At 73.5% G+C, this 19,782-nt stretch carries 19 protein-coding genes; 9 read left to right on the top strand and 10 right to left on the bottom strand.

Translation table 11 applies throughout. The features are described 5' to 3' along the window. Positions 1-91: 91 nt before the first annotated feature. Positions 92-1,063, bottom strand: coding sequence for a helix-turn-helix domain-containing protein (locus tag ACQPY0_RS07560; protein ID WP_432986299.1), 972 nt, complete (start codon positions 1,061-1,063; stop codon positions 92-94). A gap of 455 nt (positions 1,064-1,518) precedes the next feature. Between ACQPY0_RS07560 and ACQPY0_RS07555 the strand changes: the two genes are divergently transcribed. Continuing rightward, positions 1,519-2,112, top strand: a complete 594-nt coding sequence (locus tag ACQPY0_RS07555; protein WP_432986297.1) for a dihydrofolate reductase family protein — start codon at positions 1,519-1,521, stop codon at positions 2,110-2,112. Here the strand turns inward: ACQPY0_RS07555 and ACQPY0_RS07550 are convergent. From ACQPY0_RS07550 to ACQPY0_RS07540, 3 genes are read right to left on the bottom strand one after another with little or no spacing between them, the layout of a single operon-like run. Then, the gene (locus tag ACQPY0_RS07550; RefSeq protein ID WP_432986295.1) at positions 2,081-3,415 is read right to left on the bottom strand and encodes an aminotransferase class I/II-fold pyridoxal phosphate-dependent enzyme; all 1,335 of its coding nucleotides are present in this window, start codon (positions 3,413-3,415) and stop codon (positions 2,081-2,083) included. The genes ACQPY0_RS07555 and ACQPY0_RS07550 overlap by 32 nt on opposite strands. A 23-nt stretch (positions 3,416-3,438) precedes the next feature. Next, positions 3,439-4,101 carry a response regulator gene (locus ACQPY0_RS07545; RefSeq protein ID WP_432986293.1) on the bottom strand — a complete coding sequence of 221 codons (663 nt, stop codon included), beginning with the start codon at positions 4,099-4,101 and terminating at the stop codon, positions 3,439-3,441. Then, positions 4,098-4,919 carry a sensor histidine kinase gene (locus tag ACQPY0_RS07540; RefSeq protein ID WP_432986291.1) on the bottom strand — a complete coding sequence of 274 codons (822 nt, stop codon included), beginning with the start codon at positions 4,917-4,919 and terminating at the stop codon, positions 4,098-4,100. The genes ACQPY0_RS07545 and ACQPY0_RS07540 overlap by 4 nt, the downstream gene beginning before the upstream one ends. A gap of 140 nt (positions 4,920-5,059) precedes the next feature. On the opposite strand from ACQPY0_RS07540, the gene ACQPY0_RS07535 reads away from it, so the two are divergent. Further along, entirely contained in the window at positions 5,060-5,746 is a 687-nt protein-coding gene (locus tag ACQPY0_RS07535) for an ABC transporter ATP-binding protein (protein ID WP_432986289.1), read from the top strand. After that, positions 5,743-8,061, top strand: a complete 2,319-nt coding sequence (locus ACQPY0_RS07530; protein WP_432986287.1) for an FtsX-like permease family protein — start codon at positions 5,743-5,745, stop codon at positions 8,059-8,061. Before ACQPY0_RS07535 ends, ACQPY0_RS07530 begins: the two co-directional genes overlap by 4 nt. A 16-nt stretch (positions 8,062-8,077) precedes the next feature. Here the strand turns inward: ACQPY0_RS07530 and surE are convergent, their stop codons facing one another. Both surE and ACQPY0_RS07520 read right to left on the bottom strand, forming a co-directional pair. After that, positions 8,078-8,977, bottom strand: coding sequence for a 5'/3'-nucleotidase SurE (gene surE, locus ACQPY0_RS07525; protein WP_432986285.1), 900 nt, complete (start codon positions 8,975-8,977; stop codon positions 8,078-8,080). A gap of 11 nt (positions 8,978-8,988) precedes the next feature. Continuing rightward, complete coding sequence (locus ACQPY0_RS07520; protein ID WP_432986283.1) at positions 8,989-10,314, bottom strand: RNA-guided endonuclease InsQ/TnpB family protein; 1,326 nt, start codon at positions 10,312-10,314, stop codon at positions 8,989-8,991. 230 nt (positions 10,315-10,544) lie between these two features. On the opposite strand from ACQPY0_RS07520, the gene ACQPY0_RS07515 reads away from it, so the two are divergent. Continuing rightward, positions 10,545-10,847, top strand: a complete 303-nt coding sequence (locus tag ACQPY0_RS07515) for an MTH1187 family thiamine-binding protein (protein ID WP_432986281.1) — start codon at positions 10,545-10,547, stop codon at positions 10,845-10,847. Between the two features lie 95 nt (positions 10,848-10,942). Here the strand turns inward: ACQPY0_RS07515 and ACQPY0_RS07510 are convergent, their stop codons facing one another. Then, positions 10,943-11,452: a PadR family transcriptional regulator gene (locus tag ACQPY0_RS07510; RefSeq protein ID WP_432986279.1), complete on the bottom strand. Its 510-nt coding sequence runs from the start codon at positions 11,450-11,452 to the stop codon at positions 10,943-10,945. A 58-nt stretch (positions 11,453-11,510) separates the two neighbouring features. On the opposite strand from ACQPY0_RS07510, the gene ACQPY0_RS07505 reads away from it, so the two are divergent. Beyond that, positions 11,511-12,575 carry a hypothetical protein gene (locus ACQPY0_RS07505; RefSeq protein ID WP_432986277.1) on the top strand — a complete coding sequence of 355 codons (1,065 nt, stop codon included), beginning with the start codon at positions 11,511-11,513 and terminating at the stop codon, positions 12,573-12,575. Positions 12,576-12,726: 151 nt separating this feature from the next. Then, the gene (locus tag ACQPY0_RS07500) at positions 12,727-13,368 is read left to right on the top strand and encodes a SnoaL-like polyketide cyclase (protein WP_432986275.1); all 642 of its coding nucleotides are present in this window, start codon (positions 12,727-12,729) and stop codon (positions 13,366-13,368) included. Between the two features lie 15 nt (positions 13,369-13,383). Here the strand turns inward: ACQPY0_RS07500 and ACQPY0_RS07495 are convergent, their stop codons facing one another. Beyond that, a complete protein-coding gene (locus ACQPY0_RS07495) occupies positions 13,384-13,779 on the bottom strand; it encodes a cupin domain-containing protein (RefSeq protein ID WP_432986273.1) in 396 nt (131 codons plus the stop codon). Between the two features lie 86 nt (positions 13,780-13,865). On the opposite strand from ACQPY0_RS07495, the gene ACQPY0_RS07490 reads away from it, so the two are divergent. Continuing rightward, positions 13,866-14,675, top strand: a complete 810-nt coding sequence (locus tag ACQPY0_RS07490) for an alpha/beta hydrolase family protein (RefSeq protein ID WP_432986271.1) — start codon at positions 13,866-13,868, stop codon at positions 14,673-14,675. Here the strand turns inward: ACQPY0_RS07490 and ACQPY0_RS07485 are convergent. Then, positions 14,670-16,532: a helicase-associated domain-containing protein gene (locus tag ACQPY0_RS07485; protein WP_432986269.1), complete on the bottom strand. Its 1,863-nt coding sequence runs from the start codon at positions 16,530-16,532 to the stop codon at positions 14,670-14,672. The genes ACQPY0_RS07490 and ACQPY0_RS07485 overlap by 6 nt on opposite strands. A 256-nt stretch (positions 16,533-16,788) precedes the next feature. Here ACQPY0_RS07485 and ACQPY0_RS07480 point away from each other — a divergent pair, with 256 nt between their 5' ends. Together ACQPY0_RS07480 and ACQPY0_RS07475 are read left to right on the top strand one after the other, a co-directional pair. After that, the gene (locus tag ACQPY0_RS07480) at positions 16,789-17,457 is read left to right on the top strand and encodes an LPXTG cell wall anchor domain-containing protein (RefSeq protein ID WP_432986267.1); all 669 of its coding nucleotides are present in this window, start codon (positions 16,789-16,791) and stop codon (positions 17,455-17,457) included. Positions 17,458-17,610: 153 nt separating this feature from the next. After that, positions 17,611-18,441: a DUF72 domain-containing protein gene (locus ACQPY0_RS07475; RefSeq protein WP_432995060.1), complete on the top strand. Its 831-nt coding sequence runs from the start codon at positions 17,611-17,613 to the stop codon at positions 18,439-18,441. Here the strand turns inward: ACQPY0_RS07475 and ACQPY0_RS07470 are convergent. Next, positions 18,428-19,504 (bottom strand): winged helix DNA-binding domain-containing protein, encoded by a 1,077-nt coding sequence (locus tag ACQPY0_RS07470; protein WP_432986265.1) that lies wholly within the window; start codon positions 19,502-19,504, stop codon positions 18,428-18,430. The two genes, ACQPY0_RS07475 and ACQPY0_RS07470, sit on opposite strands and share 14 nt — an antisense overlap. Positions 19,505-19,782: the final 278 nt, after the last annotated feature.

Below are 19,782 nucleotides of genomic sequence, written 5' to 3'. Positions count from 1 at the left end.
CGCCCTCGCGCCTATGGGCATTGCGGTTGCGGGATTCTTCCGCGCGCAGGCGCCGCCCAGAGCATGACCTCGACCCGCCGGCACGCCGGCGTCAGGCGGGCCACGCCAGGTCGTCGATCGCGAGAAACGGCACCGTCGCGAGCGTGGCGGGCGTGGTCCCGGTGAAGGCCAGGACCTCCCGATGGAGGTGGGACTGGTCGGCGTAGCCGCTGGCCGCCGCAGCCGCGGCGACGCTCTGCCCGGCGGCGAGGCGGTGGGCGGCGTCGTCGAAGCGGACCAACTGGGCGGCACGCTTGGGCGTCAGGCCGAGTTGAGAGCGGAATCGGGACCACAGACGCTTGCGGCTCCAGCCGACCTCGGTGGCCAGCCGCTCGACCCGCACCTGCCCGCGGCCGACCATCATCTGCTGCCAGCAGAACTCGACCTCTGGATCGACCGCACGACCGGCGTCCACCCGCCGTGCTATCGCGGCCGTGGCAATCGCGAACCGGTCTTCCCAGGACCGCGCCGCGCGCAGTCGCTCCTGCAGTCGCGCGGCCTCCCGCCCCCAGAGGTCATCGAGCGCTGCCACCGCGCCGCTGAGCTCCGGCGTGGCGCCCAGCACCGCGTGAGCGACCACCGGTGACAGCCGAACCTGAAGGCACTCGAAGCTCGGTCCCCCGAGCATGCACATCACGACCGGCTCGTCGCCGGAGCGCCATCGCTCCAGGCCCGGCGAGCGCCGCTCCTCCACGTCCCAGACCTCGGTGTCGAGGGCCAGGTCCGCCCCGACCCGCTCCCGGATCCGCGCGGCCGCGATGCCCAGCAGGGTCGCGCTGAAGTCGAGGCCGAGGTAGCGCCGCGGTGACCGGCCGCGCTCGGCGAGCCCCAGCAGGAACGCGACGCTGTGCCGCCCGTTGCCGGGCCCGACCTCGGCGAGGTCGCGCAGCCCCAGATCGCGCACGCCGGAGTTGAGCAGCGTTTCCGACTCATTGGCCGCCGTGGCCATCATGCCGGAGTAGTCCGTCGTGCTCTCGTATCGGTCGTGGGTGTACGCGGCCGATCCCGCGTATGCGTACTTCAACGGGACGGTGCCGGCCGAGATTGAATCGATCAGGGCTCTTCGGTGCCGGTTGTTCTCGAAATACGAGGCCCGGCGAGGTTCGAGTAGATGCACGTCGTCCACTGCGATGCCGCCTCCCCCCGGGTGCGGTTGACCTGCCCCGCGCGGTCTATCTCCAGTGAAGCGCAGGATGCGGACGCGGTCAACGTTCAATCACATTCTTGAGTTATTCATGCCGGCCCGTTGAGTATGCCTCGAAGACCAATTCATCCGAACGGCCAGGGTCATTCCAGGTTTGGTCCCGACACCATTTCGCAGGGATATGACGCATCGACCTCGGTCACGCGATCGGCGGCCCGGACGACCCGGCCGCACCCTCCATCATGACATCCACACGCATGCATGAATGCCGGTCGGTGCGCGGGTCCGCACCGCGTCGGCCGATGAGAAGTCGCCGCCCGCTCGTCCTGGTTGGTATGGCGATCGTTGAAGTTGACATCTCGATGTCCGTTGACGGGTTCGTGACCGGGCCCGAGCTCGGGGAGTTTCCCGGCCTGGGGCGGGGCGGGGAGGCGCTGCACGCCTGGCTCGGGCACGAGGCGGGGCGCGAGCTCAGCCGGGCGACGTTCGCGGCCTCGGGGGCCGTCATCACCAGCCGGCGCGTGTACGACGACACCTCGGGCTGGCAGGCCGAGGACGGGTTCTTCCGGATGCCGGTCTTCGTCGTGACGCACCGGGCGCATGAGGTGCTCCGCAACGGGAAGACGACGTTCACGTTCGTGACGGGCGGGGTCGGCGCGGCGATCGGGGCGGCCTCGGCGGTGGCCGGCGATCGGCGGGTACACATCATGGGCGGGGCGAGCATCGCGCAGCAGGCCCTGCGGGCGGGGCTCGTCGACCGGCTGCGGCTGCACGTCGCGCCGGTACTGCTGGGGTCGGGCACCGCACTGTTCGCCGGGGCGGGGCCGGCGCTGGAGCACGCGGAGACCGTCGACACGCCCCACGCGACGCACGTGACCTACCGGGTGCTGAACACGGCTATGCGGCCGGCGCCGGAAGGGTGCCCCTGACGGCTTGGGCGGCGGCGTCGGCCAGGTCCGGGATCGCCGCCTCGTCGAGGGCGGAGACGGTGATGCGGACGGCCGGCGGCGTGGCGATGCGGTAGAGGGCGCCGGGCGCCACGGCGTAGCCGTGCTCGCGCAGGCGGGTCACCGCCGTGGTCTCGTCCGGCACCGAGAGCCAGACGTTGATGCCCGTGCGGCCCGTGGCGCTCAGGCCCCGGGCGCGCAGGGCGGACAGCAGGCCGGTGCGGCGGGACTCGTAGGCGGCGCGGGCCCGGGCGACCGTCTCGGCCACCGCCGGGTCGGACCACAGGTCGGTCACCACGCGCTGGAGGAGGGTGCTCACCCAGCCGGTGCCCACGCGCTGGCGGCCGGTCACCCGGGCGATGCCCGCCGCGTCGCCGGCCACCACCGCCAGGCGGAGGTCGGGGCCGTAGGGCTTGCTGACCGAGCGCACGAAGGCCCAGGAGCCGGTGGAGCCGGCGAGGGGGTGCAGCGGATCGACCGACAGCTCGGCGGCGTGGTCGTCCTCGATGACCAGGACGTCCGGGTGGGACCGCAGGACGGTGCGCAGCTCGCGGGCGCGGGACGCGGTGACGCCGGCGCCCGTCGGGTTGTGGGCCCGGCTCGTCACGACCACCGCGCGGGCGCCCGACCGCAGCGCGTCCGACAGCGCCTGGGGGTCCGGGCCCGAGTCGTCCACCGGGACCGGCACCGGGCGCAGCGCCAGGGCCGCGATCAGGTCCAGGAGGTTGGCCCAGCCCGGGTCCTCCACCGCCACCCGGTCGCCGGGAAGGAGGTGGGCCGTGAGGAGGCGTTCGATGCCGTCCAGGGCGCCGCCGACCACCGCCAGGTTGGTGGCGTCCAGGCCGTCCCTCGCCAGAAGGGCCCCGGCCGCCGCCTTCAGGGGTGGGTACCCGGCGCCCGACGCGTAGCCGGTGGGGGGTGCCGCCGCGGCGGCTCTCGACAGGGCCGGGGCCAGGTCCGGCAGCAGGCGGGGGTCGGGGCCGCCGGCCGCCAGGTCCAGGACGCCCTCGGGGACCTCCAGGCGGAACTGGCCGCGCGCGGGCGCCACGGCGGGGCGGGGGCGCACCCGGGTGCCGTGGCGGCCGGCCGACTCGGCTATGCCGCGCTGGCGCAGGGACTGGTAGGCGGCGGCCACCGTGGCCGGGCTGACCCCCAGCTGGGTGGCCGCGGTGCGGATGGGGGGCAGGGCCGCGCCGGGCTGGAGCGTGCCGGAGCGTACGGCGGACTCGACGGTGGCGGAGATCTCGCTCGCCGTCCGGCCTGCCATGGCGAAGCCCGCGCTCACGATTCGACCCTACGGCACCGGCTTCACTGCGCGGCCGGGCGCACGAGGCCCGTCTCGTAGGCGAGGACGACCGCCTGGGCGCGGTCGCGCAGGTCGAGCTTGGTGAAGATCCGCGCCACGTGGGTCTTCACCGTCGCCTCGCTCAGGCCGAGATCGGCGGCCAGCTCGGCGTTGGACCGGCCGTGACCGAGCAGGGTCAGCACCTCCAGCTCGCGCGGGGTGAGCGGGGTCAGGTCGCGGTGCAGCGGCGGCGGGGCGGCCTCGGCCGCGAAGCGCTCGACCAGGCGGCGGGTGATCGACGGGGCGAGCAGGGCGTCGCCGGTGCTGACGAGGCGTACGGCGTTGGCGAGGTGCTCCGGGGTGACGTCCTTGAGCAGGAAGCCGCTCGCGCCCGCGGCCAGGGCGGCGTACACGTATCGGTCCAGGTCGAACGTCGTGAGCATGATGACCCGGCAGCCCGGGTGGCGGGCGAGGATCTGGCGGGTGGCGGCCAGGCCGTCGAGGTTGGGCATCCGGATGTCCATGAGGACCACGTCGGGGCGCAGTCGCTCGGCGGCGGAGACCGCCTCGACGCCGTCGGCCGCCTCGCCGGCGACCTCGATCCCGCGCGCGTTGAGGATCATGCGGAAGCCGGTGCGGACCAGCGCCTGGTCGTCGACGATCAACACCCTGGGGTCGCCGGTCATGCGGCCTCCAGCGGGATACGGGCGCGGACGCGGTAGCCGCCGCCGAGGCGCCGGCGGGCGTCCAGGTCCCCGCCGTAGACCGCGACCCGCTCCCGCAGGCCGAGCAGGCCGCGGCCGGTGCCGGCGGCCGGGCTGGCGACCGCGCGGCCGGACAGGACGCTCGGGCCGGTGTTGACGACCTCGACGCGCAGGTAGCGCTCGGCATACCGGACCTCGACCTCGGCCCGGCCGGCCTCGCCGTGCTTGAGGGCGTTGGTCAGAGCCTCCTGGATGATTCGGTACGCCGTGGTGTCGACCCCGGCCGGCAGCGGGCGAGGCTCGCCGCTGATGCGCACGTCGACGGGCAGCCCGGCGAAGGCGATGCGGTCCACCAGCCGGCTCAGCCGGTCCAGGCCGGGCTGCGGGGCGAAGTCCTCGCCCTCGTCGGAGCCGTCGGCGGCCGGGGCGAGCAGGCCGAGCAGGTGGCGCAGCTCCTTGAGCGCGTCGCGGCCCGCGCCCTCGACCGCGGCCAGCGCCTCGGCCACGTCCGGCGGGACGGCCGGGCCGGCGGCGAGGACCTCGCGGGCGGCGCCGGCCTGGACCACCATCACGCTCACGTTGTGGCTCACGATGTCGTGCAGCTCGCGGGCGATCCGGGCGCGCTCGGCGCCGACGGCGGCCGTCGCGGCGGCCTGGCGCTCCCGCTCCAGCAGCCAGCCGCGCTCGTCGAGGGCGCGGCGGTGCCGGCGCCGGGCCCGCGCCGCGGCGATCCCGAGCGCCGCGGCGGCGGCCAGCGCCACCACCAGCGCCGCGACCAGGGCGCCGACGAGGAGGTCCACCCGGTCACGATGCCAGACGGCCCGGCCGCGGCGCATCCATCCTCGGTTTCAGTGGCATACATCTGCAGGATGACGGCCGTGGGTTGATTGCATCGTGCAGCGGACGCTGCCAGCCGGGCCGGCGAAATAGCTTGTCGAGTATGACGACGGTGGTGCGGCTCGACGATGTGCGCAAGGAGTACGGCGGGACGATCGCGCTCGACGGCGTGTCGCTGCGGATCGGGGCGGGCGAGGCGGTCGCGGTCATGGGGCCGTCCGGGTGCGGAAAGTCGACGCTGCTCAACATGATCGCCGGGCTCGACCGGCCGACGGCGGGGCTCGTGGAGGTACACGACGAGGATCTGGGGAGCATGACCGAGACGGGCCTGGCGCTCTTCCGGCGGCGCCGCATCGGCATGATCTTCCAGTTCTTCAACCTCCTCGACGACCTGCCGGCGCTGGACAACGTGGCCCTGGCCGCGCAGCTCATGGGGCTCAGCGCGCGCCAGGCGCGCCGGCGGGCCCTGGAACTGCTCGACGAACTGGGCATCGCCGAGCGGCGCAACGCCTACCCGGCCACGCTCAGCGGCGGCGAGCGGCAGCGGGTCGCGGTCGCCCGGGCGTTGATGAACCGCCCGGCGCTGCTGCTGGCCGACGAGCCGACGGGGGCGCTCGACAGCCGCAGCGGCGAGCAGGTGATGGATCTGCTGCTGGACCTCAACCAGATCGGGCAGACGCTGCTGCTGGTCACGCACGATCGCGTGCTGGCCGAGCGCTGTGCGAGTCGAGTCATCGAGCTTGCCGACGGCAAGATCGCCGCAGAGCGCTCGCTGGAGCGGGCGAAGTGAGCGCGGTCTGGCGGGCCGCGCGGGCGGCCGTGCGCCGGCGCAGACTGCAGACGTTCGTGATCGCGCTGGTGGTGCTGTTCTCGACGGCGACGATCGTGGTCGCGCTCGGACTGCTGGACGCCTCCAACGGGCCGTTCGACAAGGCGTTCGCGCGGCAGCGGGGGCCGCACGTCATCGCCACGTACTCCACGACGACCCCGCCGGCGAGCGCGCCCGGCGCCGCGGCGGCCGCCGGCCCCTTCGGCGAGCTGGTGCTGGACGTGCCCGCGGACGGGGCGCCGATCTGGGCTGTCGGGCCGCTCACCGTCGTCGGGCGGGCCGACCCGTCCGGCAGCCCGGTCGACCGCGTCGACTTGTGGGCGGGACATTGGGCCGACAACGTTGACGAGGTTGTCATCAACGTTGACCCGCCCGCGCCGGACAACGTCGACATGTTCGCCCCCGAACTGCTTGGCAAGACAATCACCGTGCCGGGCCGGCCGACGCTGACGATCGTCGGGCTGGCGTACAGCCTGTGCCACACCGCCGATGCCTGGGTCTCCCCCGGCACGCTGGACAAGCTCGGGCCGACGGGCTCGCAGATGCTGTACCGCTACACGGGCCCCGATCTGGACAGCTTCATCGACGCCGTGCCGCGCGACGGGCTGGTGGCCACGCAGTCGTACCTCGTGCGTAAGGCCGCCGTCGCGGCCGGCCCGGGCACGATGGTGCCGTTCCTGGTCGTGTTCGGCGTGCTGGGACTCGTCGTCGCCGTGCTGATCGTGGCCAACGTGGTCAGCGGCGCGGTCATCTCCGGCCTGCGGCACATCGGTGTGCTCAAGGCGCTCGGCTTCACCCCACGCCAAGTGGTGTTCGTCTATCTCTTCATGGTGACGGTACCGTCCCTGCTCGGCGCGGTCCTCGGCACCGCGCTCGGCACCGCCGCCGCCCGACCCCTGCTGCGCAACGCCTTCCAGGGCCTCGGCTTCGGCGGCGACGTGCAGACCGGCGCCTGGGTGCCGCTCGCCGGCGTCCTCGGCGTGCCGGCGCTCGTGGTGCTGACCGCGCTCGTCCCCGCGGCGCGCGCCCACCGGCTCTCCGCCGCCGAGGCGATCAGCGCCGGCTCCGCCCCGCGCCCGGGCCGCGGCCTGCGCGTGCAGCGAGCACTGTCCGGCACCCGCCTGCCCCGCGCGGTCAGCCTCGGCCTCGGCCTGCCCTTCGCCCGCCCCGGCCGCACCGGGCTGACCATGGCCGCGCTGCTGCTCGGCGTCACCACGGTCACGTTCGCCGGCGGCCTGGCCACGTCGGTGATCCGCTACGGCGACGCCGTGGACCGGGCGGACGCGGTGCAGGTACAGGTACGCCCGGAAAACCCCGCCCTCGGCGCGAACCGGTCACCGCGGACCGACCCCGAGGTCGAGACGCTGCTGCGGGGGCTGCCGGGCACGACGTACGTCACCGCCGACCTCACCCTCGAGCTCACCGCCGCCGGCCACAGCGACCCGGTCAACGTGGACTTCCTGCGCGGCGACTCGACCACGCTCGGCTACCAGGACCAGCTCACCCAGGGCCGCTGGCTGGCGGGCCCGGGCGAGGCGGTCGCGTCCTCGGCCGCCCTGCACGACCTCGGCCTGCGCGTCGGCGACCGGGTGACCCTGGTCCACGACGGCCGCAGCCTGCCGCTGACCATCGTCGGGCGCACGATGGAGGCCGGCATCGGCAACGGCGACCTGTTCGCGGACTGGTCCGCGTTCACGACCCTGGCGCCCGGCTACCACCTGGTCAACCACGAGGTCATGTACTTCGTGCGGATCGCGCCGGGCACGACGGTCGAGGGCTACCTGGCCTCCGTCCGCGCCGCCGACCCCGGCCTGTACGCCTGGTCCGCCGTCGCCGGCCTCGGCAACCCCTACACCGTCTCGGTCGTCACCGTCTCGACCGCGTTCTCGCTGATGATCGGCGCGGTGGCCGCCCTGAGCGTCTTCAACACCGTCCTGCTCAACGTCCGCGAGCGCCGCCGCGACCTGGGCATGCTCAAGTCGATCGGCATGACGCCCCGGCAGGTGGTCGCGATGGTCGTGACGTCGATGGCGGCGCTGGGCGTGGCCGGCGGCGTCGTGGGCATCCCGATCGGCATGGCCGCCCACCGCCTGATCCTGCCGATGGCGGGCCGCGCCGCGAAGATCGATCTGCCGGCCGGCCTGTTCGAGGTGTGGAATCCGGGCGCGCTGGCCCTGATGGCCCTGGCCGGGGTGGCGATCGCCGTCCTGGGCGCGCTGGCGCCGGCGCGGACCGCGGCCCGCCTGCCGATCGCCGAGGTCCTGCACAACGAGTAGACGGCCCCGGCCGCGCTCAGTCGACCGGCAGGTCGAGGTCCGGGTCGTCGGCGGGCGGGCGCAGCGCGGTCAGGGTCGCGTACCCGGCCGTGAGCAGGGCAAGATCGGTGTCCGGCGGCGGGGTCTCCTCGCGGACCACGACGGTGATCCGCGCGTAGTCCCGGGCCGCCTCGGCCACGCTCATCCGGACCTGCCCGAACGGGGCCGGAACGGCGCGACGCACGCCCCGGACGGCGGGCCGAGGGCGGTTGGGCACGTTGAGGTTGAGCACGGTCGCGGGCGGGGCCTCGGCGAGCCAGGACAGCAGGTCCATCGCCAACTCCCCCGCGGTCGCCCAGTGCAGCGCCTCGCGCCCGGCTCCGTCCTCGCGCCCCCGCAACAGCACGCCGGCCGAGCCCTCACGCGGCAGCACGCCGGCTGAGGGCTCCCGCGCCAGCGCGCCGCCCGAGCCGTCGCGCTCGCGGAACAGCGCGTCGGCGCCGGGCAGCGCGGTCAGCACGTCCAGTGAGACGGCCAGGGCGCGCAGGCCCTCGGTCGCGGCGGTCAGGGCGGCGCCGACGGTGCCGGAGTGCAGGATCGCGTGGCCGGCGTTGGCGCCGCGGTTGATGCCGGAGAGCAGGATGTCGGGGGCGGGGCCGAAGACGCCGAGGGCGGCGAGCACGGCGATGTACGCCGGGGAGGCCGCCACCGAGAACGCCTGCCCCGCCGCGGCGAACGCCGGGCCGCCGTCCAACTCGACCCGCGACAGCACCAGACGGCCGGACGCGGTGACCGCGTTGAGGGCCGCGCCGGAGCCGCTCGCCTCGCGGTGCGGGGCGGCCACGGTCACCTCGTGGCCGGCCTCGGCCGCGGCCCGGGCGAGGGCGCGCAGGCCCGGCGCATCGATGCCGTCGTCGTTCGTGATCAACACTCGCACGAAGCGACACACTAGTGCTGTGACCGCAAACGTTGCCCGGGTTGGGGTGGTGTTTGTGGTTCCTCGCCGTGTGGTGCAGGCGAGCGACTCCCCGCCACTGTTGGTGGTGGGGCGGGCCTCAGCCGGCCAACCGACCCCACTGCCGTCACGTGGTGTGGTCGGCGGGGGTCACGCCGGGACGGTCCGGCACCGGGCAGGTGCCGTCCGGCTCGACGGTGCGTGACCACGTGCGGCAGCACCGCTGCCACCGTGGTGATCCCGCCACCCTTGGGAGTTCGGGTGGCGATAGTGGCCGCCGCGAACAGATCACGGTGCCCAGTCGTATTGCAGCTCGTGCAAGTCATCGTCCGGCCGGCCGGTTTGCGGACCCGGGCCCGGCAGGCGGGGCAGGTCGAAGAGCTGCCACGTTCATCAACCAACCGGAGGGTGATCCCGGCGAGTTCGGCCTTGTCCCGCAGGACCGCGATGGCCCGGCCGACCTGCCACTGCCGCAGCCGCAGGTTGTGCCGCCGCCCGGCATCCAGGTTGAGGACACCGCGGGGGTCACCGACCGTCAAGGTCCCGACCCGCTGCTGCACGGCCCAGGCGATGACCGCCTTCGCGGCCTCGTGCTGGGCCTGCCGGACCCGCCGCCGATGCCGACCCTCGACGAGCCGCGCCCAGCGGCGGTACTGCCGCCACCGCCGCGACCCGCACTGCCCCGGCTTCGGCGCCCGCCCGGCGACCGCACGGCACCGGGCTTTGGTGTCGGCCAGATGCATGCGATGCTCGGCGCGGACCGCCCGCCCGGACACCAACAGACCATGCCCGTCCGGCCCGGCGACGGCATAGGGGTGGATGATGCCCAGGTCGACCCCCGCCACGCGGCCCGGATCCGGGCCCGTCACGAGCGGATAGGTTGCGACCGGGACTTCGGCGGTGACCTCCAGCCACAGCCGGCCGCCCTCGGCCAGCAGCGTCACGGACCGCACCCGCTCGGCCGGATACGGAATCGCCCGGTCCAGCCGCAGCCGTAACGGTGCGTACCCGGCCGCGGTCGGCAGTCGCAGCCGACGGCCGTCCAGCCGGAACGTCCCGTGGTACCAGCGCACCGGCACCAACCCACGCCGCCGCCGCGGAAACCGCGCCGACACATCCCCAGCCTTGCGGCGCTTCGCCGCCGAGAACCACGCATCCGAAAACCGTCGCAACACCGACCGCGCACCGGTCGTGTCCAACTCGCCGAACGTGCCCGGCCCGGCCGCCGCCAACTCCCGGCACAACCCCTGATACGACACCAACGGCGCATCACCCCGGCGGCGACGCCACCCGTTGAGCTCCAGCACGCACGCCCACACATCACCAGCCGACCGCAACAACCCGAAACACCGCTGCCGCTGCAACCGCGTCAGCCGCACCCCAACCCGGGCGGTCCGATACACCACCCGCGGCGCACCAGCAGCACGACATCGAGGCACGCCACCACATTTAGCACACACGTTCCCATAGCCGCTACCCCGCCGCCGGCACCACCAGCCAAGCCGCCAACACTGTGAACGTTTGTGGTCACAGCGCTAGCGTCGAACGCATGTCAGTTCTTGTCGCGTTCAGTGTCACGCCGCTCGGGGTCGGGGAGGACGTCGGGGCGCTCGTCGCCGAGGCGGTTCGCGTGGTCCGAGCGTCCGGGCTGCCCAACCGCACCGAGGCCATGTTCACCACGGTCGAGGGCGAGACGTGGGAGGAGGTCATGGGCGTGGTGCAGGCGGCTGTGGCCGTGGTGCAGGCCAGGTCGCCGCGCACGAGCACCGTCATCAAGGTCGACTGGCGGGACGGGCCGGTCGGGCGGCTCGACGCCAAGGTCGCCTCGGTGGAGCGGCATCTCGCGGAGTAACGACGGGACGGCTCCGGTGGGCGTTCCCGTCCTGCCTCACTCACCGTACCATGCCGAGAAAATTTCACATTTTCCCGGCCACCCTCCGCGATCGATCAAATACCGTCCAGGAAGCGCAGGGCGGCACGGGCGTTCTCGTGCCGCCACGCGGCCAGGATCGCGGCGAAGCCGGGAGCCTCCGCGCGGCGGCGTGCCAGGGCCGGCTCCAGCGGGGCGATCACCGCCCGCTGGGCCGACACCAGATCGGTCAGAGAACCACCGCGCCGGGTCAGCAGGGCCAGCTTCACCAGGAACTCCGAGCGTAGGTCCCGCACGTGCGCGACCGGCCGCCCGAGCCACTCCCGCACCGCAGCCGCGCCCGCGGGGGTGGCGCCGAGGATCGAGCGCTGCGGGCCGCGGTGGCCGGCCTGGGTCTCCGCCATGACCAGCAGGCCCGCCGCGGTGAGGCGGTCGACCGCGCGGTACACGATCGGGCGGGGCACCTGCCACACCCGCCCGACGTCACCGTCCTCGGCGGTCAGCGCGGCGATCGCGAACCCGTGCGCGGGGGCCTCGTCGAGCAGGGTCAGCACGATCCATTCGGGCAGGGACAGTGACGGCGGCACGCCAGCGAGCCTATGCCGCACTCCGGTAGTCTCATTGTGACTACCGAGGAGGTGGGCGGTGCTCGGGCGGCTGGACGACGGGACGCCGCACTACGCGCCGATCGGCGAGCTTCCGGTCGACGGTGACCGGGTCTGCTGCCACCTGTGCGGCCGCTGGTTCCTCTCCGTCGCATCCCACCTGCGCGTCCACGGGTGGACGAAGGCCGGCTACCTGGAGGCGTTCGGCCTCGAACGAACCAATCCGCTCAGCGGGCCCGCGACCCGCAAGCGGCGCGCGTCCGCGCTCGGCGCGCGCGGTGCGGAGCCCGCGATCCGCGACGCGCGGCGCGCCGCCCGCGAGCGGGCCGGCAGCGGGGCGCTCACCGCGGCGGCCGCGCGAGCCGCGCGCGGGCGGGCACATCCGGCCGAGCGCCGGGTCAAGACGCTGGCCGCGCTGGCCACGATCGAGCCGGCGGCGCGGGCCGCGGGCAACCGGCGCCGCGGCGAGGAGCACCGGGCACGGGTGGCGGCCGCGGTGGCGGCGCGGTCGGGGTTCGCCAGCTTCGGCGAGTACGTCACCGCCCGCGTGCGGGCCGGGCTCAGCATGGCCGCGATCAGCCGCGAGGCGGGACTGCACAAGGACTGGGTGAGCCGGCACGCGCCGGTGCCGCAGCGTCCGCCGCCGGGCGAGACGCGGCTGGCGCCGGTCGCGCGGGCGCACGGATTCGACGGCGTCGGGGCGTATCTGCGCGCGGCGCACGAGGAGCAGCACCGCAGCGTCGCCGCGATCGCGCTGGAGGCGGGGGTGTCGCGCTGGACGGTGCTCGCCGCGCTGCGCCACCACGGCATCGAGCCGACCGCGCACGCGGCCAAGCGGCACGGCGCCACGGCCCGCGCCAGTGCGGCCGCCCGGGCGCTCGGATTCTCCTCGATCGAGGCGTTCGTGGCGGCGCGCCGGGCGCAGGGCCTGCCGTGGCACGCGCTGGCGGCGGAGTCCGGAATCGCCCCGACGAGCCTCCGCCGATACCAGAAACGCGAAGCCGATACCAGAAAAACGAAGCCGACACCAGAGACCACGAAGCCACTACAAGAGACCGCGGAGCCGAAGCCAGAGACCGCGAAGCCGACACCGGAAACCACGTAGCCGACACTGGAAACACGAATTTAACATTGATGTATACTGATCTTACTTCTATCCCAAGAAGGATTACTCAACGGGGTTGACGGACACCATTGCACTACCCCACGATCGCAGGCGATCACTTTCCGCGAACATTTGCGAAGGGAACGTCAGCGTGACCGAAACCCCTCTTTGGCTGCAGGGCCGTTCGGCCGTCGTGGAAGCCACGGACCCGGCCGACTGGCGCGAAGGCACCCCGGACTACCACCTGTCCCACACGGTGATGCCCGGGCAGCGCACGCACCACTTCGCGCCGGATTCACTGGAGGCCGTCGTCGAGCGGATCGTGCAGGTCTTCGAGATGGAGGTCTCGCACAAGAAGGACCCCGCGACCTGGGTGTCGATGGTGACGGAGCACTTCCGCACCAACGTCAACGGCGGGGCGTGGGCGAGCGCGCAGGACATCGCCGACATCGGCAGCTACAACATCCTGATCGGCGACAGCGCCTTCTACAAGTCCGGCCAGGAATCGTTCGAGTCCTCGCACCACATCTTCCACAAGGCATTTCCCGGTGGTTTCTACTGGGAGGTGCTGGAGGTTCTCAGCCCGCCCCCGGTCGTCACCTTCAAGTGGCGCCACTGGGGTGCGTTCACCGGCGAATACCACGGTTTCCAGCCCACCGGCGAGACCGTGGAAATGTTCGGCATCAGCGTCGCGAAGGTGACCGGCGACCTGAAGCTGCTCGAGGTCGAGCACTACTACGACCCGAACGCGTTCCTGGGCAGGCTGACCGGCGGCTGCCCCGTCGCGCACTGAGCGGAGGCGCCGGGATCAGGACAGCTCGTGGCCGGTGGTGCTGTCGACGTGCGCGGGAATCCGGCCCTCGTGGTGGTCGCCGGTGGTGAGGGTGCCGGTCGGCTCGAACATGAGGATGGAGCCGCCCGGGGACGAGGGCTTGTGCTCGGTGCCGCGGGGGACGACGTACGTGTCGCCCTGGTAGAGCACGACGGTGTGCTCGTGGCCGTCCGCGTCGCGCAGGGCGATGTCGAACCGCCCGTCGAGCACCAGGAAGAACTCGTCGGTGTCGGCGTGCGTGTGCCAGACGTGCTCCCCACGCGCGTGGGCCACGCGCACGTCGTAGTCGTTCATCCGCGCCACGATGCGCGGGCTGTACACCTCGGTGAACGACTGGAGCGCCTCGGTCAGGTTCACGGGCTTCGCGTTCATATCTCGATTCTGCGCCCGCGCGGCCTCCCCCGCCGGGTACGAACGTCACCCGCCGCCCACCGGGCGGCGGGTGACATGATCGGGCCGTGTCCGACCGCTGGCAGTACGATCCCGACCCGGCCCTGCGCCCGGTGGCCCGCACCCCCGAGGTTCGCTTCGACAGCGCGGGCGTGCCCCTCCTCGGTGTCCTGCACGTCCCCGCCGGACCCGGACCGCACCCGGTCGTCGTGCTCCTGCACGGCTTCCCCGGCAACGAGCGCAACTTCGACCTCGCCCAGGCGATGCGTCGCGCCGGATACGCCGCGCTCGTCTTCCACTACCGCGGCTCCTGGGGCGTCGGCGGCGACTACCGCTGGTCCGGCGTCCTGGCCGACGCCGCCCGGGCGGTGAGCGCCGTGCGGACCTTCGACCCGGCCTTCGGCCTCGACCCGGGCCGCGTGGCGGTGGTCGGCCACAGCCTCGGCGGCTTCGCGGCCCTGCACACCGCGGCGAACGACCCGTCCGTCCGGGCCGTCGCCGCGATGGCCGCCTACGACTTCGGGGCCATGGCCGCAGAGCCGGAAGTCGTACGTCATGAGGCCCGCGCCATGTTCGGCTCGGATCTGCTGCCGTTGCGGGGCACCAGCGGCGACGCCCTCTACGAGGAGATGCTCGCCCACGGCCCGCTGTGGCGCCTGGCCGGCCTGGCGCCCCGGCTCGCGGACCGCCCGGTCCTGCTGGTCGCCGCCGGCAACGACACGGTCGCGCCCCCGCCGCTGCACCACGAGCCGCTCGTGGCGGCCTACTCGCGAGGTCAGCGCTTCGAACCGGTGACCCTGCCGTCCGACCACGCCTTCTCGGACCACCGGGTGGCCCTGACCCGCACGGTCATCGACTTCCTGGACCGATCGCTATAGACCCGCGCGGTGGCGGGCCGGGTGCTCGACGGCGATCGTGCCGTCCGGGTTCTCCGCGGCGGGCACGTAGCCGGCCGCCCGCAGCGCGGCCAGCGTCTCCGCCGGGGGCAGCGCGCTGGACAGCACGGTCGGGGCCAGCTCGGTCAGCTCCAGCCGGGCCAGGCCCCGCACCTGGCGGATCTCGCCCAGCAGCGCGGTGTCGTCGCTGCGCAGCACGCAGCCGACCGTGCGGACCCGGACGTTGCCGTGCTTGCGGCCGAGGTCGGCGACGAGGTACTCCAGCGGCTGCGGCACCCGCCCGCCGGCCGCCGCGGTGCGGATGCGGGCGATCAGCTCGTCGGCGGTGCAGCCCGCGTCGAACGCGCGGCGCACGGAGGACTCGGTGAAGCGCCACGTGGAGCCGCCGCCGCGGGACTCGCGTTCGGCGGCCAGGTCCAGCAGGGCGCTCAGAGTCGCCGACGGGGTGCCGGTGACGACCGCGGTCAGGTCGCTCTGCAGCAGTACCGTCTCCTCGGCCGCCGGCAGGAAGTCCTTCAGGGCCGCGGCGAGCCGGTCGCCGTCGCCCGCAGCCAGGGCGTGACACAGCGACGTCGGGGCGTAGTGGGCGCCGACGCCCATGAGCTCGTACTCGCGCCAGAGGGCCTCCACCATGGGTACGACCTCTTCGGCGTCCCCGGCCACCAGCGGCCGCAGGTAAGCCAGCATCGTCGCCAGCCCGTCGATCCCGGCCGCGGCCCGGCCGATGCGCAGCGAGGCGAGCACCGCCGCCAGCGTCACGCGCAGCAGCGCGCTGCTCTCGTCGTGCTCGCCGCCGACGAGGGCCGGGCGGCCGTCGAGCAGCAGCGGCGCGGCCGGCATCCGGAACCAGCCCTCCAGCAGCCAGCCGAACTGCTCGGCCGGGGAGAGCTTGAGCCAGTTGTCGAACTCGGCCGACGGGGCCACCCGGTCGCCGGCGATGCCGATCAGCCCGTTCATGCCGGCGACGGTCAGCCAGAACCGCACGCCCTCCTCGTCGGAGCCGATGAGCCGGGCCAGCTTGCGTACCTCGCGCAGCCCGATCCCGCCCGCCTTGAGGATCGGCACCGGGGTGCGGCCGCACTCCTCCAGCAGCGTCACGATCGAGCCCAGAGCCGCCCGGGCCGCCGCCGCACCCGAGCGCTCGACGGTCCCGGCCGCGGCCGGCGCCGACGGCGGGGCGGGCGGCGTGGTGTCGAAGCCGGCTCGGAAGTCCGGCCGCAGCGCGGCGCCGACCTCGCTGGGCATGCAGATCGCGGCGCCGTAGTACTGGTTGAAGATGAGCAGGCCGCGGTCGACCGCCCAGCGCAGCGGCGAGACGCGCCGCCCGGTGCGCAGCGCGAGCATCGCGTTCGGGTCGGCGTAGAACGGCTCCCCGACCGCCATGCCGAGCATGATGTCCTGGGCTGCCCGCGGCGCGAGGCGGAACTGCTCGCGCACCAGGTCCGGGTCGGCCAGCGCCGCGCCGATCGCCTCGACCAGCCGCCGCTGGTCGCGTCCGACCGGGGCGCCGAGCTCGAAGGCGATGCGCTGCAGCTGCTCCAGCGGCAGGTACGCCATCTCGTGCTCGGCGGCCCGCCCGAACCCGTAGCTGTTGGCGAGGACCTGGTGCAGCGCCACGGTGCGGATCCACTCCGGGTCCCGCTCGTCCGGCCGGGCCAGCCCCGATTCGTGCAGTGTCCGCAGCGCCGCGGCGAGCCGGGGGTCGTCCTCGGAGACGCCCAGTGCCCGCGCCAGATCGCGCCGCCGCGTGCCCGCCGCGCGCAGCGAGAGGACCTCGGCGACCTGCAGCTCGGGCAACGTCAGCAGCGACGCGAGCTGAAGGATCTGCGCCGTCTCCACCGGCGCGATCCTATTCCGGCGCCGCATTCTCCACCCAGCGTGCTCACACATTGACGCACAGCATTCGCGAATACCCTGGCCCCGTAATGGTTTCACCACATTGAGTGGTCGGTCGAAGCATTGATCTTCACTATTTTTTCGAACAATTCAGACATAAGCGGATCGGTCGCAAATTTCCCGGGCGTCACGGCTGTTGTCCACCGGGCGATCCGCACTATGTTGTGTCGTCGCTAAGTTCCACCCCGTAGGAGACGACGTGAAGAACACGCTGTTCAGGAGGGCTGTCGTCGGCACGTTCGCCGCGGCCGCCGCTTTCGGCCTATCGGCCCTCTTCGCTGCCCCGGCAAGCGCCCACAATGCCGGCCCGTCCGGCAAGGCGGTCTGTGGCGATGACGGTAAGTACGTGGTCACCTGGACGGTCAAGAACGACTTCGGCACCAAGGTCACGCTCTCCAACATCAAGATCCTGTCCGGCGGCAAGGTCGTGCCCGGCGACAGCATCCCCGCGGAGATCACGCTGACGGGGTACGGCAAGGAGACCTTCACCACCACCTACGCCGGCGACACCAGCAAGACCCTCGTGCTGAGCGTCGACGGGCTGTGGCAGGACGGCCGGGACAAGACCTGGCCCGAGAACGGCAAGCCGCAGAACTTCACCAGCGACGGCGTGAAGCTCACGGGCGACTGCAAGCCGGACACCCCGACGCCGACCCCGTCCAAGACGACCCCCGGGCCGCAGCCGTCGGCCTCCAAGCCGGCGCCGCGCACGCCCGAGGCCTCGTCGAGCGCGCCGCCCGGGCTGCCGGTCACCGGCTCGTCCAGCACCCTGCCGATGGTCGGCACCGGCGCGGCCCTGATCGCGGGCGGCACCGTCCTGGTCGTGACGCTGCGCCGCCGTCGCCGGGTCACCTTCACCGCCGAGTAGACCCAGCACCGCCGCCGGCCCGCTCGACCCACCGGTCGGGCGGGCCGACGTCGCGCGGGGAGGCCTCGGTACCGTGTCCGGCGAACACCGTACGCGCCGTGAAGCCCCCGAGGAACGCCCGTGACCCGAACAACACTGCACGTCGGCTGCGCCATGTGGACGCTCAAGGCCTGGCAGGGCCGGTTCGTCGAGCATCCGCTGGCGGCCGGGGAGCGGCTGCGCGCGTACGCGGGCTGGTGCAACGCCGTCGAGGGCAACACCACGTTCTACGCCACCCCGTCCCGCGAGACGGTCGCGACCTGGGCGGCCCAGACCGCCGAGGACTTCCGGATGGTGCTCAAGCTGCCCCGGCCCGTCACCCACGAACAGCGCCTGGCCGCGGCCACCAGCCCCGAGCTGACGGCGTTCCTGGACGCGATCGAGCCGCTGGGCCCGCGGGCGTACGCGCTGTGGATCCAGCTGCCGTCCTCCTTCGGGCCGCCGGACGTCCCGGCGCTGGACGCGTTCCTGCGCCGGCTGCCGCAGCGGTACTCGACCGCGGTCGAGGTGCGGCACAACGCGTTCTTCGCCGAGCGCGACGCCGAGCGGCGGCTCGAGGACGTCCTGTCGGCGCACGGCGCGGAGTGGGTGCCGTTCGACACGACGGCGTTCTTCGCGGCCGCGCCGACCAGCGACGCCGAGCGCGACGCGTGGACGAAGAAGCCGCGGACACCCCTGCGGAGCAGGGCGCTCACGCAGCGGCCGATCGTGCGGTACCTCGGCCGGGACGACACCACCGAGACCGTCCGCGGCTGGCAGCGCTGGGTCGCCATCGCCGCCGAATGGCTGCGCGAGGGCCGCTCCCCCACGTTCTTCATCCACACGCCCGACAACGCCGACGCGCCGCGGCTCGCCCGCGACTTCCACGCGGCCGTACGCGCCCGGGTGCCGGACCTCGCGCCGCTGCCCGACCCGGAGCCGGTCGGCCCGCTCACCCTGTTCTGAGCACGACCTCGGTGCCGGAGGGCAGCTGCAGGAACTCCAGCAGCCGCAGCGCCTCCGCGTGTACGGCGGCCGCGTCGCGCAGGGCCCGCAGCGGCACCACCTCGAGCCGGCCCGGCCCGATCGACCAGGTGCCGGCGACGAAGCCGTCCTCCAGAAAGGTCGGCCGGACGACCGAGTAGCCGGGGCAGATCACGGCGCGGTCCGCGGGCGAGGCGACGATGCGGGAGCGGTCCTCGTGGCTGAGCACCAGGTTGTCGAACTCGGGCAGGAAGCGCACCCTGGCCGGCTCGTCCGGGCCGGCCAGGTCGAGCTCCGGCAGGTCGAACAGCTCCCGGCCGGCCTCGTCGGTGTACACGCGCAGCCGCGCCCGCAGCCGTTCGGCGTCGGCGTGCAGGCCGCGCAGTCCCGACCAGTTGCGCAGGTCGGCGATGGTGGCCGGGCCGCAGCTTGCGAGGTATCGCCGGAAGAGCTCCTCGATCCCGGCCCCGGGCGCCAGCGGCGCGTCCAGCCAGTCCTCGGCGAGCGCGACGTGCACGTGCCCGCGGCGGCGCCACACCCCGGTCGGCGGCGGGTGTACGAGCGCGAGCTGGTGCTGCGCCACCCAGGCGAGCGCGATCGCCTGGCGCCCGGGAAAGCGATTTCCTAAGGCCTTGGCGAGCTGCGGCCGGGTCAGGACGCGCCCGCGCAGCTCCTCGCGGGCGGCGTCGAGCAACTCGCCGAGGTCGATACCCTCGATCTGCCGGCGGAACGGCGAGAGCCCGTTCCCGCCGATCCGGGCCTTGATCAGCGGCCGCAGCCACCGATAGTCGGCCGCGGCCGCGATGTGCTGGGTCCCGCGCAACAGCCCGCCGCGCACGACCGCGCGCTGCCGCAGGGCCGCGGTCAGCCGCTCGTGCGTGAAGCCGGGCAGCCGTGCCCACAGCCCCACGTAGGGCGCGTCGACCTCCTGCGCCTGGACCGCGACCAGCCGCGCGACCGCCTCGGGCACGCCCAGGTCCACGTCGTCGAGCAGCAGCTGGCGGCGCAGGTAGGTCCGGTTGAGGGTTCTCGTGTCGACCTTCACCCCGCCGACGCTACGGCCGGATGCGGTCAGGAACTGGCCGCATCGGTGGGTATACAGACCGCATGAACGTCATCACCAACGTCATCACCGAGGGAAACCCCGACGCGCCCGCGTACGTGTTCCTGCACGGCTGGCCGGAAACCGCCCGCTGCTGGCGCGGCGTGATGCGGCTGGCGGCGGCGGACGGCGCGTACGCGGTCGCCGTCGACCTGCCCGGAATCGGCGCCTCCGCGGCCCCCGAACCGCCCGGAGCAGCGAACGCCGAGACGGGCAAGGAA

It is taken from the genome of Dactylosporangium sp. CA-233914 (assembly GCF_050942935.1).
Classification (GTDB): Bacteria; Actinomycetota; Actinomycetes; order Mycobacteriales; family Micromonosporaceae; genus Dactylosporangium.
Note: the sequence above shows the minus strand (reverse complement) of the source record. Positions and strands in the feature narration are given on the sequence as shown.